Origin of the sequence: Corynebacterium sp. HMSC071F07, from assembly GCF_001810285.1 — a bacterium.
Taxonomy (GTDB): domain Bacteria; phylum Actinomycetota; class Actinomycetes; order Mycobacteriales; family Mycobacteriaceae; genus Corynebacterium; species Corynebacterium simulans.
The window spans coordinates 44830-58454 of sequence record NZ_KV800715.1 but is presented as its reverse complement, the minus strand read 5'-3'; the positions used below and the strand labels follow the sequence as shown (position 1 = coordinate 58454).

At 60.5% G+C, this 13625-nt stretch carries 11 protein-coding genes; 7 read left to right on the top strand and 4 right to left on the bottom strand.

The window, feature by feature from the left end; genetic code table 11:
• The first annotated feature begins 26 nt into the window (after window positions 1–26).
• Together HMPREF2724_RS09790 and galE are read left to right on the top strand one after the other, a co-directional pair.
• Window positions 27–707 (top strand): metal-dependent transcriptional regulator, encoded by a 681-nt coding sequence (locus tag HMPREF2724_RS09790; RefSeq protein WP_062040381.1) that lies wholly within the window; start codon window positions 27–29, stop codon window positions 705–707.
• The gene (gene galE, locus HMPREF2724_RS09785) at window positions 708–1691 is read left to right on the top strand and encodes a UDP-glucose 4-epimerase GalE (protein ID WP_070588418.1); all 984 of its coding nucleotides are present in this window, start codon (window positions 708–710) and stop codon (window positions 1689–1691) included. It abuts the gene before it with no gap.
• Here the strand turns inward: galE and HMPREF2724_RS09780 are convergent.
• Complete coding sequence (locus tag HMPREF2724_RS09780; RefSeq protein ID WP_070588416.1) at window positions 1688–2791, bottom strand: DUF4192 domain-containing protein; 1104 nt, start codon at window positions 2789–2791, stop codon at window positions 1688–1690. The two genes, galE and HMPREF2724_RS09780, sit on opposite strands and share 4 nt — an antisense overlap.
• A gap of 219 nt (window positions 2792–3010) precedes the next feature.
• Here HMPREF2724_RS09780 and HMPREF2724_RS09775 point away from each other — a divergent pair, with 219 nt between their 5' ends.
• The 3 genes from HMPREF2724_RS09775 (at window position 3011) to HMPREF2724_RS09765 (ending at window position 7452) form a co-directional block, all read left to right on the top strand.
• On the top strand, window positions 3011–4045 hold the full coding sequence (locus tag HMPREF2724_RS09775) for a PAC2 family protein (protein WP_070588415.1): 1035 nt from the start codon (window positions 3011–3013) through the stop codon (window positions 4043–4045).
• A gap of 44 nt (window positions 4046–4089) precedes the next feature.
• A complete protein-coding gene (locus HMPREF2724_RS09770) occupies window positions 4090–6633 on the top strand; it encodes a DEAD/DEAH box helicase (RefSeq protein ID WP_070588413.1) in 2544 nt (847 codons plus the stop codon).
• Between the two features lie 105 nt (window positions 6634–6738).
• A complete protein-coding gene (locus HMPREF2724_RS09765; protein WP_083306129.1) occupies window positions 6739–7452 on the top strand; it encodes a VIT1/CCC1 transporter family protein in 714 nt (237 codons plus the stop codon).
• 61 nt (window positions 7453–7513) lie between these two features.
• Here the strand turns inward: HMPREF2724_RS09765 and HMPREF2724_RS09760 are convergent, their stop codons facing one another.
• The gene (locus HMPREF2724_RS09760; RefSeq protein WP_062044182.1) at window positions 7514–8038 is read right to left on the bottom strand and encodes an alkylhydroperoxidase, AhpD family; all 525 of its coding nucleotides are present in this window, start codon (window positions 8036–8038) and stop codon (window positions 7514–7516) included.
• Window positions 8039–8160: 122 nt separating this feature from the next.
• A complete protein-coding gene (locus tag HMPREF2724_RS09755) occupies window positions 8161–8754 on the bottom strand; it encodes a peroxiredoxin (RefSeq protein ID WP_070433213.1) in 594 nt (197 codons plus the stop codon).
• A 155-nt stretch (window positions 8755–8909) separates the two neighbouring features.
• Between HMPREF2724_RS09755 and HMPREF2724_RS09750 the strand changes: the two genes are divergently transcribed.
• Window positions 8910–9857: a hydrogen peroxide-inducible genes activator gene (locus tag HMPREF2724_RS09750; protein ID WP_070433304.1), complete on the top strand. Its 948-nt coding sequence runs from the start codon at window positions 8910–8912 to the stop codon at window positions 9855–9857.
• Window positions 9858–9904: 47 nt separating this feature from the next.
• Here HMPREF2724_RS09750 and HMPREF2724_RS09745 read toward each other — a convergent pair whose 3' ends face one another.
• A complete protein-coding gene (locus tag HMPREF2724_RS09745; protein WP_070588411.1) occupies window positions 9905–10816 on the bottom strand; it encodes a hypothetical protein in 912 nt (303 codons plus the stop codon).
• Window positions 10817–10919: 103 nt separating this feature from the next.
• Between HMPREF2724_RS09745 and hrpA the strand changes: the two genes are divergently transcribed.
• Window positions 10920–13625: ATP-dependent RNA helicase HrpA (gene hrpA, locus HMPREF2724_RS09740; protein WP_070588408.1), on the top strand; the 2706-nt coding region annotated here is incomplete at its 3' end.

Here is a 13625-nt window from a genome sequence, read left to right as displayed (position 1 = left end):
ACCATCGTGCAGAAAGGTATGCCCACGTGAGGGACCTAGTTGATACCACTGAAATGTACCTGCGTACCATCTACGAACTTGAGGAAGAAGGCATCACGCCCCTGCGCGCGCGTATCGCCGAGCGCCTTGAGCAGTCAGGGCCCACGGTATCTCAGACCGTTGCACGCATGGAACGCGATGGCCTGCTGCACGTGCGCACCGACCGCAGCCTCGACCTCACCGCCCAGGGCCGCGAGCTCGCCACGGCGGTGATGCGTAAGCACCGCCTCGCGGAGCTTTTGCTTACCAACGTCCTGGGGCTCGACATTCACAAGGTCCACGACGAAGCCTGCCGCTGGGAGCACGTCATGAGCGAGGAAGTAGAAAAGCGCGTTGTCGCCGTGCTTTCCGACGCCACCCGCTCCCCCTTCGGCAACCCCATCCCGGCGTTGGATCAATTAGGCATCGAGGTTGGCGAGGCACCGAGCGGCACCCGCGCCATCGACCTTCCCAACGGCGTAGAGACCAAAGCTACTATCACGCAGATTAACGAGATCTTGCAGGTAGATTCCGCCACGTTCCGCGATATCAACGCAGCCGGCGTCGTAGTGGGTGCGCCCGTCACCGTGGTCAACGCCAACGGTGCGGTGACCCTTACCACCGAATCAGGTGCCAAGATTGAGCTGCTCGACGATCTGGCACACGCAATCCGCATTGAGGTGAAGTAAATGAAACTCCTAGTCACTGGCGGCGCAGGCTACGTCGGCTCCGTCTGCGCGGCGGTTCTGCTGGAAGCAGGCCACGAAGTCACCATCATCGATAACTTCACAACCGGCAACCGCGAGGCAGTTCCGGCAAACGCGCGCCTGGTAGAAGGCGATGTCGCCGACGTTGCCGATGAGGTGCTCTCCGAGGGCGGCTTCGACGGAGTTGTCCACTTCGCTGCCCGCTCGCTAGTTGGCGAGTCGGTGGAAATCCCTGCCGACTACTGGGAGCACAACGTTGTCACCTCCCTGAAGCTGCTCAACGCCATGCGCGCTCACGGTGTCAACAACCTGGTCTTCTCCTCTACCGCCGCCACCTACGGCGAGCCGCAGCAGGTGCCTATCACCGAGGACATGCCGACCCAACCCACCAACCCTTATGGCGCGTCCAAGCTGTCCATCGACTACATCATCACCTCCTTTGCCAAGGCTTATGGCCTAGGCGCCACTTCGTTGCGCTACTTCAACGTCGCGGGCGCTTACGACCTCATCGGCGAAAACCGCGAGGTGGAGACCCATCTGATTCCGCTGGTGTTGCAGGTAGCTTTGGGCCACCGCGACAAGATCTTCATGTTCGGCGATGACTATCCCACCACCGATGGCACCGCGGTGCGCGATTACATCCACATCCGCGACCTCGCCGAGGCGCACCTGCTCGCGCTGGAAAGCAATAAGCCGGGCACCCACCGCATCTATAACCTGGGCTCCGGCGATGGCTACTCCGTCAAGCAGGTCATCGAGATGTGCCGCGAGGTCACCGGCCACGAAATCCCGGCAGAGATTGCACCCCGGCGCGCCGGCGACCCAGCCACCCTGGTGGCTTCCTCCGAGAAGATCAAGGCCGAACTGGGCTGGAACCCCACCCGCACGGATCTGCGCACCATCGTCACCGATGCCTGGAACTTCACCAAGCAGCTCGGCGATAAAGCCCATTCCGCCAAGCGCTAAGCCACTTTGCCGTCCCGGGCTTGCAGCGCCATGGAACGCGCAACCCCAGAGGAATGACGCAGGGCTTCGGTCAGCTGGCTTGCCAGGCCATTGCGGTAAAGCCGGTGGACCAGGTTGCCGAAGGTATGCTCTGGGGCTTCCTCCAGCAGGATATTCAGCGCTGGCCCTGCCAGCTGGTAGCGCTCCATCTGCAGCTGCGCGATGGCATAAAGCACCAGCGCGTTATACCGGATAACCCCCTCGAAGGTCTTCGCCGTGGCCAGCATCAGGATGGCCGCTTTATCTGGCCGCTCGCAGAGCTTCTCAATGACCAGGTCGCGCGACCACGTGGTGGCCAGCCAGGTGGCGGCGGTCTCGAGAGCCTCGACGTCGCCAAGCGTGGCGTGTAAATCCTGCACCGCGCGCAGCTGCCACCACGCATCATCCAGGAACTCCTCAAGCGCTAACTCTGGGTCATCCTCGTAGAGCTCGATCTCTTCACGGAATTGCTGTGCCGCAGCCCGTGCGCGCTCTGCAATCTCGCGGCCCAACACCGTTCCTACCTGGTTATTGCCCGGCGCGAGCTTGGCATAGAGCTCCTCACGCGTTAGCTCCGGGATAAAGTCCTTATCCACGCAGTGGTGCATGGTGGGCGCAGAAGTCAGCGGTGGAATCTTTCCTTCCTGCCAATTCTTCATCGGCCCCTTGCCCTCGTGGTTGACGGCGCCGAAGAGAATTTCATAGCTGCCGCCGGTGATGATCTCCGGGGTATGCCAGGCGGCGTCGATGTCCATGCCGTCGTTGTGCTTGTGCAAGCCGTACATCCACTCGGCCAATGTGTCGACTTCGCTGGGTGGGCGCTGGGTGATAAAGAAGGCGAAGACGCCCTCGGTACGTTCGGTGGTAATTGTCTGCCAGACTTCCTCCGTCGCCGCCTTGGCGTCCGAGAAGTCCACGCGTGCGACGGGGCCCAACGCTATGCCGTGTGGTGAAGGCTCGAAGGTTAGAAAGACTACGGAATCGGTGGGATAGAACCCGAGCACTCCTGGCAGGTTGGCCAAAAGGTGTCCCGGGGTGTTGATCGGTGGATAGCTGTGCTGATGTGTGTCTTGCTTGCTCATAGCACTTAGTTTGCGCGAGCGCGCGGGCCACACACTAGGGTCAGTTTTCCCAAACGGCCGAATCTGTGGATAACTCATCGCGACGCCACCTACCATCCGGGGCTTTTAGGATCCTAAAGGGCGAAATTCAGGAATACTTGTTTAAGGCTCGGTGTTGAAAGCGGTAAGTGTCTTCCGAAGCTGTATTGTCGGGGCACAGGCTAAGGAGGTATCGCACGCATGCATGATGATCAAAGGCGCATCTACGAATTGGAATACCCAGCCCCAGTGGTGAAGGATTCTTCCAGTGAGGATGAAGGTCCCACGATGATCGTGGCTATGCATGGCTATGCCGATGCCGGCCAGGCGGTGGAGGCCTCTGCCGATCACTTGAAGGCCGCGCTGGAAAACCGCCAGCTCGCCTCCTTCAATAGCGACGAGCTCATGGACTACCGCTCGCGCCGCCCCATGGTCACCATTGACCATGACCGCACCGTCGAAATCGAAAACATCGAGCTCGGAATCAAGGTGCTGCGCGATAACTCCGGCAAGTCTTTCCTGCTGCTTTCCGGCCCTGAGCCGGACCTGCGCTGGGAGGCTTTCACCGAGGCCGTCGTGGGCATTGCAGAGAAGTTCGATGTACACGACACCATCGTTCTCTACGCCGCCCCGATGCCGGTTCCGCATACGCGCCCCACGGTGATTACCGCGCACGGCAACTCCCCTGAGTTGGTAGGCCGCATGATGAAGATTGAGCAGACCATGATGGTTCCGGGCTCGGCCGCCCTCTTCCTGGAAAAGGCACTGGATAAAAAGGGCCGCAACGTCGCTGGCTTTACCGTTTCGGTCCCGCATTACCTGGCTTCCTCACCGTATCCGCAGGGTACTTTCTCCCTGCTGAACTCGGTGTCGAATGCCGCAGGCCTCAACCTGCCTCTGCGCAGCTTAGAAGAAGACATCACGCGCGTGAACCAGCAGCTCGAGGAACAGGTCATGGACTCCGAGGAGGTTTCCTCCGTGGTCCAGCAGCTCGAGCAGCAGTATGACCATTCCCACGAGCGTTACCGCAAGGAGCACCCGAATGCTTTGCTGCCGGGTGAGGAATCCGTGCCCTCCGGCGAGGAAATCAGTGCGGAGTTCCAGGCTTTCCTAGCGAACCTAGACGGCGATTCCGAGCAGCGCCATGAGGTTCTGGACAGCGAGATCGATGACCGCGAGGATGCCGCCGATCGCGCTGCAGAAGATGATGAAGATAATCAGGAAGGCGAGAACTAGCCTCTTTCCACACGGCGGCGCCTTCATCCCCTAATGTAGGGAAGGTGAATCTTTCTCAGCTGCTGCCCGATCTCGCCGAAGTTCCTGATTCCCTCGTTGACGAGGCGGTTTGGGATACCTTTACTAGCTGGACCACGCAGCGCGGCATTTCGCTGTACCCAGCCCAAGAGGAGGCCTCGCTGGGTATCCTCGCTGGCGATAACGTCATCCTTGCCACGCCCACGGGCTCGGGCAAGTCCATGGTGGCAAATGCCGCGCACTTCATCGCGTTGGCGCGTGGCCAGCGCAGTTTTTATACCGCGCCGATTAAGGCTTTGGTCTCCGAGAAGTTCTTCGCCCTGTGCGAGATCTTCGGCGCCGAGAACGTAGGCATGATGACGGGCGACGCCACGGTCAACGGCAATGCTCCCATCATCGCCGCCACGGCAGAGATTGTGGCGAACATTGCGCTTCGCGACGGCGCTGATGCTGCCATCGATCAGGTAGTCATGGACGAGTTCCACTACTACTCCGAGCCGGACCGCGGCTGGGCCTGGCAGGTGCCGCTGCTGGAGCTGCCGAAGACGCAATTCTTGCTGATGTCTGCCACCCTGGGCGATACCGGCTGGTTGGAAAAGGACTTAACCGAACGCACCGGCCGCGAGACCACGCTGGTGGCCGGCACCACCCGCCCGGTGCCGCTGGATTTCTCCTACGTGTTTACCCCGGTCCACGAGACCATCGAGGAAATCCTCTCCTCCGGTAAGGCGCCGGTCTATGTGGTGCACTTCTCCCAACGTGAGGCCGCCGAGCGCGCCCAAGCGCTGACTTCCCTATCTGGCATCATCACGCCGGAGGAAAAGGAAGCTATTGCCAAGGAGCTGGCGCACTTCCGTTTTTCCACCGCCTTCGGCCGCGACTTGTCCAAGCTTTTGCGTCGCGGCATCGGCGTCCACCACGCGGGTATGTTGCCGAAGTACCGCCGCCTCGTCGAGAAGCTTGCGCAGCAGGGGCTGCTTAAGGTCATCTGCGGAACCGACACCCTGGGCGTGGGCATCAACGTGCCGATTCGCACGGTGCTGATGACCGGACTGGCCAAGTTCGATGGTCAACGCCAACGCATTTTGAAGTCCCGCGAGTTCCACCAGATTGCCGGCCGCGCGGGCCGCGCGGGCTATGACACCGAGGGCACCGTCATCGTTGAGGCCCCAGAGCACGAGATCGAAAACGCCAAGGCGCGGCGTCGCCTCAGCAACGACCCGGCGCGGCTGAAGAAGCTTAAGAAGAAGTCCCCGCGCGATGGCGAGGTCTCGTGGTCGGAGAAGACCTTCGCCCGCCTGACCGAGGCCGAGCCGGAGCAGCTGACTTCGCAGTTCCGGGTCTCGAACTCGATGCTGCTCAACGTGCTCTCCCGCCACGGCAACGGGTACGAGCACATGAAGCACCTGCTGCGTACCAACCATGACACCCGTAGCAAGCAGAACCAGGACATCCTGACCGCCATCGAGCTCTTCCGCGGCCTGCTGAACTCCGGCGTGGTGCAAAAATCAACCAAGGGCCTGGACATCTACGGCCGGCCCTATCACTTGGTCCGCGAACTGCCTCGAGACTTCGCGCTGAACCAGCCGCTTGGGCCTTTTGCTCTCGCCGCACTCACGCTGCTGGACCCAGAGTCTGAGACTTACACCTTAGACGTCATTTCCGTTTTTGAGGCGATCCTCGATGACCCGCGCCAGGTGCTCGTGGCCCAGCAGAAGCAGCGCCGCGGCGAGGAAATTGCCGCGCTGAAGGCCGACGGCGTCGATTACACCGAGCGCATGGCCATCGTTGAGGACATCACCTGGCCAAAGCCACTGGAGGAGCTGCTCGAGCAGGCCTATGACACCTTCGCGGAGACCAACGCGTGGGTCAAGGAGTTTGAGCTGCGCCCGAAGTCCGTGGTCCGCGACATGTTGGAAAGCGCCATGACCTTCTCGGACCTGGTGTCCACCTACGGCTTGGCTCGCTCCGAGGGCGTTATCCTGCGCTACCTCACGGACGCCTGGCGCACGCTCAAGCAGTCCATCCCGGAGGAATACATGAGCGAGGAGCTTGCCGACGTCGTCGTTTGGCTCGGCGAGCTCATCCGCCAGGTGGATTCCTCCCTCGTGGACGAGTGGGCGCAGATGGCCGGCGAGGATTCGCCGATTTCCCAGGAGGACCTGGAGCGCGAGCTGGCCTTCGGCGTTGAGGACCCTTCTGCCCTAACGTCCAACCGCCGCGCGTTTAGCATCATGGTGCGCAATTATTTCTTCCGCTTGGTGCAGCTTTTCGCGCTCGAAAAAGAGGATCGGCTGGCCGAGCTTTTGGACTACCTGGACGAGGTCCCCGACTTCGGCGCTGTCCTCGACGACTACTTCGACGAATACGACGACATCGATTCCGGCCCCGCCGCCCGTGGCCCGGAGTTCTTCCGCGTTTCCGGCCAGGACACCCGCTTGTGGGAGGTACGCCAGGTAATCAAGGATCCTGAGGGCGATCACGGCTATCAGTTCGTTGGACGCGTGGATCTCGACGCCTCCGATGCAGCCGGCGAGGTGCGCCTAGCGGAGCTGCGTATCGAGCACTAGCTTAGGAAAGGGTCTGCTGCGCGCCGCCAGCGCAGCCTAACCATGCTAGACAAGCCCTTTGACCTGCGACGACAATAAGAGTCGAAAGGACAAAAGGTGAAGACCATGGTTGATATGCTCCACCCCACCGAACCACACGCGGCAAGCCATAACTCGCGGCTCAATTCGCTACGCGCAACCGTGCTGGGCGCAAACGACGGCATCGTATCGGTCGCTGCGCTCTTGCTCGGCGTCGTTGGTTCTGGTGCCAGCGATCAAACAATCTTGACCGCTGGTCTTGCAGCCACGGTCTCCGGCGCGGTTTCCATGGCCTTGGGCGAATACGTCTCGGTGTCTGCGCAGCGCGACTCCGAGCGCGCACTCATTGCCAAAGAACGCTGGGAGCTCGCCGAGTTCCCCGAGCAGGAGCACGCCGAACTCACGGAGATGCTGGCGGGCTACGGCATGAGTGTGGAAACCGCGAGCCGCGCGGCCTACGAAATCGCCGATAATGACCCGCTCGATGCTCACCTGCGGCTGGAACTCGGCATCGACGGCGATGACCTCACCAACCCCTGGCATGCCGCATTTTGGTCAGCGGTCTCCTTCCTCGCCGGTGCATTGCTTCCGATGCTTGCCATCCTCATCGCACCTTCTGCCGCAGGCGGCTGGGCCGTCACCCTGGTTACGCTCCTAGCGCTTGCGCTTACCGGCTATATTTCCGCCCGCCTCGCCCGCACCAACTCCGCCCGCGCAGTCATCCGCCTGCTCATCGGCGGCGCCGCGGGTCTGGCCGTAACCTATGGAATCGGTACCTTGTTTGGGGTGGCCGTCGGCTAGCGCCGCGTTAAAACACCAAAAGGCTCGCACGATATTTCACCGTGCGAGCCTTTAAAGTGCTTTAGCGAGCAGCCTCAACCTGAATGGTCTGAGCGATAGCCTGGATAACGCCAGCGATCTTGACGCCCTCCCAGATCTGCTCCTTGGTCATGCCCTCTTCCTGCAGGGTCTTGGAGTGAGCAACCAGGCAGTGCTCGCAGCCGTTGATTGCGGAAACAACGGTGTTCCACAGCTCGAAGTTAGCCTTCTCCACGCCCGGCTTAGCGATGATGTTCATGCGCAGGCCGAACTTGACCTGAGCGTAGTCCTCGCCCAACCAGCCCTTGGCGCGGTATGCAACGTTGTTCATTGCCATGACGGTGGCAGCGCCCAGCGCGGCCTCGATAGCCTCAGCGGAAAGGTGTTCCTTTGCCTCTTCCATGATCTCGGAAAGAACGGTGTCGTTACGGGTTGCGGCAGCAGCAGCCAGCATGGAGCCCCACAGCTGCTCCTCGTTCAGCTCGGTGGAGCGAGCCAGGGTGCCCAGGTTCAGCTTCTGGTCCTTTGCGTACTCCGGAAGGGAAGACTTCAGGTTATCGATAGACATATCTTGTGCTCCTTAGCGTTTTTAATAAGTGTTTTTCAGAAGAAGTTCAAAGGAAAGCCCCTTCGGTTGCCCGAGGGGGCTTAGGCGTCACGCGTGACTGAGCACGCGCGGTTTAGTCGCCCTTAGAGAGCAGACTGAACGACGTCCATCTTGTTGATGTTCTTGGTTGGGTCATTAGCTTCCCAGTTGCAAGCGCAGACCTCTTCGGACTGCAGTGCGTCCAGAACGCGCAGAACCTCGTCAACGTTACGGCCGACAGCGTCCGGGGTAACGGAAACGAACTGGATAACGCCGTCTGGGTCGATGATGAAGGTTGCGCGGTCAGCAACACCGTCAGCGTTCTCAACACCGAGGGCGCGGATGAGGTCGTGGCGGATGTCAGAGAACATCGGGAAAGGAATTTCCTTCAGCTCTGGGTGGGTTGCGCGCCAGTTAAAGTGAGCGAACTCGTTATCGGTGGAGCCGCCGAGGATCTGGGTGTCGCGGTCCTGGAACTCCTCATCCAGCTTGCCGAAAGCAGCGATCTCGGTCGGGCAAACGAAGGTGAAGTCCTTCGGGTAGAAGAAGACGACCTTCCACTTGCCCTGGTACTTGTCCAGGGAAACCTGCTCGAAGTAATCCTCAGGCTGGTTAGCGTTAACGTCGTGCAGGTCGCCGCCCTTCAGTGCGGTGAGCTCGAACTCTGGGAACTTCTCGCCAACGGTCAAGATAGGCATATGAAAGACATCTCCTTAATAGATGTTGAATCAAATTTCTGGGCTGCGCATCTTCCAGCGCTTGTGGGGCCTTAAGCCCCGCCGCAGCCAAGTATGCCAACATCCGTTGCGCATGTCAATAGGAAATCCTATCGATGGATGTTAAAGTTATAGGCATGCACAATAAAGAGTACCGTCCCACACTCGCTCAGCTGCGAACATTCGTCACCATCGCGGAGAACAAACACTTCGGCACCGCCGCCGCAAAGCTGGAAATCTCCCAGCCTTCCCTCTCCCAAGCCCTCGTGGCCCTCGAACAGGGCCTTGGAATTCAACTCATCGAGCGCTCCACGCGCAAGGTAATAGTCACCGCCAACGGCGAAGAGCTCCTGCCCTACGCTAAAGCAACGCTCGAGGCCGCCGATGCGTTCCATGCCCATGCCCGCGGTGCCCACGGTACCCTCACTGGGCCGCTGACCATCGGCGTTATCCCCACCATCGCGCCATATATCCTGCCTACCCTGCTGCGGTCTATCACCGAGACCTACCCAGAACTCGAGCCGCGTTTTGTGGAGGAGCAGACGGAGCACCTTTTGGGCAAGCTGCGCGACGGCCAGTTAGATCTTGCCATCATCGCCCTGCCCTCCGAGGCCGCCGGCATGGTGGACGTGCCGCTGTACACGGAGGACTTCGTCGTGGTCACCGACAACAACGATGCCCTGGTAGGCCGCGAGGACCTCACCCTTGCAGAGCTAGATAGACTGAAGCTTTTGCTTCTCGACGACGGCCATTGCCTCCGCAATCAAGTCCTCGATCTGTGCCGCCGCGCGCATATCAACCCGTCCGAGGCCACCAACTCGGTTACTCGTGCATCCTCTTTGACCACGATTCTGCAGCTGGTCATGGGCGGATTGGGCGCAACACTTGTTCCGGAATCGGCGATTGCCACCGAGTGCACCAACCCGCACTTGCAGGTCTCACGCTTCGACCCAAGCGTTACCGCTGAGCGCAAGGTGGGCTTGGTCTTCCGCAGCTCCGCTGCTCGCGCCGAAGAATTCCGCAAGTTCGGTGCTCTGGTTACCGCTGCCTTCGAAGAAGCCCTGCAGCGCTCGCGCAACGTATAAAAAAATTCCTCGGCTCCTTGATTGGAACCGAGGATTTTCTTTTATCTTTAGGCCTGTACGTAGCGGCCAGCGCACTGGCGGAATAAGTGCGCCTCAGCCAGCAAGGAAACTGGAGCGAAGATGAAAAAGCCCAGACCAAGCGTGAAGATACAAGCGATACCCAGGCCGAACATCATCAGCGTATACAGCAGCAGCTGCATGTAGTTGGCCTTGCCCGCCATGAAGCCCTTCTTGATGGAATCGCCGATGGAGTCACCGTCAGCTGCGAACCATGGCATCAGCTTGTACAGCGGAGTGACCAGCCAGCCGATGATGACCATCACTGCCAGGATGCCGAAGACGGTGCCAGCAGCCGCCAGAGCTGCATCCTCGTCCTGAACGTCCGCGCTGGTGAGCGTGGCAAAGGCCGCGCCACCAAAGACCATGACGGCCAAAATCATGACCACGAAGGACACGAGGGCGATGATCAGCAGCATCAGGAAGGTATTGCCCCATCGTACGTCCTTACCGATGTAGGACCAGCCAGTCTTCAGATCATCAATCTGGAACAGCGCCAGACGCATGACGAACAAGGAGACCAGCAGGGAAATCACCTGCGTGATCACGTTGGAGAAGATATTGCCCGTGAACGCGGCGTTGCCGTCGCCGTTGGAGGCCAAGATGAATCCCACAACGGCACCGAAGATGCCGAATACAGCCAACATCAAAAGCGAACCCAAAATCCACAGCTGCCAGTTACTAAAGACCGTGCGGAATGCCCAGCCGATAGCCTTCGTCGCAGAAACCGGGCCGTTGTAGCCCACGCCGCCCTGTGGCTGCTCGTCGTAGCCAGCGTTCCCGCCCGCGTTGTAGCTACCGTAGGAAGGCAAGCCGTAGTCAGGACGGTCCTCCGGGTGGTTGGTTGGCTCATAACGCGGGAAATCCTTGCCGTCGCCTGCAGATCCAAAAGGTGAAGACATCTTCAATCCCCTCTATTTAAATTCATTTTCTTTTTCCTTGATCGCACCCACCCTATCAACATTTCCCGCCGCTTACGACGACTAGTAGAATTCACAACCAGCTATGACGACTTCTTCAACGCCCACCCGCGACGAGCTTTACGCCGCTCTCGACGAGGTTTCTACCAAAGATGCCCGCGCTTTCCGACGCCGCCTTCGCAAGGCCCGCTCGCCCCAAGCCCTCACCGCAATCGGGGGCGATATCCAACAAGCCCGCGAGCGCGTCGCGCTAATCGACGCCGCCGTTCCCCCTATTTCCTCCCCCGAGACCCTTCCGGTTTCCGTCCGCAAGGACGACATCGCAGAAGCCATCCGCGATAACCAGGTGGTCATCATCGCCGGCGAGACCGGCTCCGGTAAGACCACGCAGATCCCTAAGATCTGCCTCGAGCTAGGCCGTGGCCGCAAGGGGCTGATCGGCCATACCCAGCCGCGTCGTCTAGCCGCGCGCACCGTCGCCGAGCGTATCGCGCAGGAGATGGATCAGAAGATCGGCGAGTCCGTGGGCTACGCCATCCGTTTCGATGATCGCGTGTCTGCTACCACTGCCGTGAAACTAATGACGGACGGCATCCTGCTCGCGGAGATGCAGCGCGACCGCTTCCTGAATGCTTATGACACCATCATCATCGATGAGGCTCACGAGCGTTCCCTCAACATTGATTTCCTGCTGGGCTACTTAAAGCGCCTGCTGCCTAAGCGCCCGGATCTCAAGGTGATTATCACCTCCGCGACCATCGACCCAGAGCGCTTTGCCCAGCACTTCGCAGACGGTGAGGGAAAGCCCGCGCCCATCATCGAGGTCTCCGGGCGCACCTACCCGGTGGAAATTCGCTACCGGCCGCTCGAGTTCGAGGCTGGGGGCAAGGTCGTCGATCAAGATCCGCTAGACGGCCTGTACGAGGCCATCGAGGAGCTCATGGCAGAAGGAGAAGGCGACATCCTCTGCTTCTTCCCCGGCGAGCGCGATATCCGCGACGCGCAAGAGGCCATCGAGGCGCGCAAGTGGCGCGGCGTTGAGGTCACCCCACTGTTTGGCCGCCTGTCCAACGACGAGCAGCACCGCGTCTTTTCCGAGCACCGCGGCCGCCGCATCGTGCTGTCCACTAACATCGCAGAGACCTCGCTGACGGTCCCGGGTATTCGATACGTGGTAGACACCGGCACCGCGCGTATCTCGCGCTATTCCACCCGCACCAAGGTCCAGCGCCTGCCCATCGAGCCAATTTCGCAGGCCAGCGCCAACCAGCGTTCCGGCCGCTGCGGCCGTGTTGCCGACGGCATTGCCATCCGCCTGTACTCCGAGCAGGACTTCGCCTCCCGCCCAGAATTTACCGACCCCGAAATCCTGCGTACCAACTTGGCCAGCGTCATCCTGCAGATGATTTCGCTGCGCCTAGGCGATATCTCGGAGTTCCCCTTCGTGCAGCCGCCGGAGAACAAGGCCATTCGCGATGGCCTGCTGCTCCTCCGCGAGCTCGGCGCCCTGCACTCGCAAGAGGAAAAAGACGGTCTTCCGGTTCTCACCGACATCGGCCGCGACCTTTCCCGCATCCCCGTCGACCCCCGTATGGCGCGCATGCTCGTCGAGGCCCACCGCTCCGGTTGCTTGGAAGACGTCATGGTCATCGTCGCGGCCATGACCATCCAAGACGTTCGCGAGCGCCCCCTCGAATACCAAGCGCAAGCCGACCAAGCCCACGCGCGCTTTAAGGACGCCTCCTCCGACTTCCTCGCCATGCTCAACCTGTGGGATTTCCTCAAGGACGCCCGCACCGAGATGAGCGGCAATGCCTTCCGCAAGCGCATGAAGAAGGAATTCCTGCACTACATGCGCATCCGCGAGTGGTTTGACTTGGTGCGCCAGCTTAGGGACGTCGCCAAGCAGCTCGGATGGAACCAGCAAGAAGCCACCGAACGCCGCCCCGATGACATCCATATGTCGCTTTTAGCGGGCCTTTTGTCCAACATCGGCGCGCGCGATGGCAACTCCAAGGAATTCCACGGTGCCCGCAATACTCGTTTCCTGGTCTTCCCCGGTTCCGCGCTGGCGAAGAAGCCGCCGGAATTTCTAATGGCCGCCGAACTCGTCGAAACCTCGCGCCTGTGGGCACGCGACGTTGCCGCCATCGACCCCGCGTGGGTGGAAAAGCTCGGCGCGGACCTGCTACGTCACAACTATTCCGATCCCGTGTGGTCGCGCAAGCGCGCCGCCGCCGTGGCCACGCAGCGTTCGACGCTCTACGGCGTGCCCATCGTGGTAGACCGCACGGTGCCCTATCACCGCGTCGATCCGACGGCCGCACGCGACATGTTCATCCGCTCTGCCCTAATTGAAGGCGAGTGGAATACCCACCACCACTTCTTCCACGACAACGTGAAAAAGTTGGAAGAGGCCGCCGAGTTTGAGGACAAGGCGCGACGCCGAGGTCTGGTGGTTTCGGAGGACACGCTCTTCGATTTCTACGACACACGTATCCCCGCCAAGGTCACCACGGGCTGGCACTTCGACTCGTGGTGGAAGAAGCAGCGTCACAAGACCCCAGACCTGCTGGACTTCGACCCGGAAAAGCTTATCGAGGAAGACCACGACGTCACCGAGGAAGCCTTCCCGGACAGGTGGCTGAAGGGTTCGATTGACTATGACTTGAGCTATAAGTTCGAGCCCGGCGATCCCCTCGATGGCGTCACCTTGATGGTGCCCGTGCCGTTGCTTGCAGGGCTGGATACGGAGGGTTTCGACTGGCTGGTGCCGGGTCTGCGCCTGGAG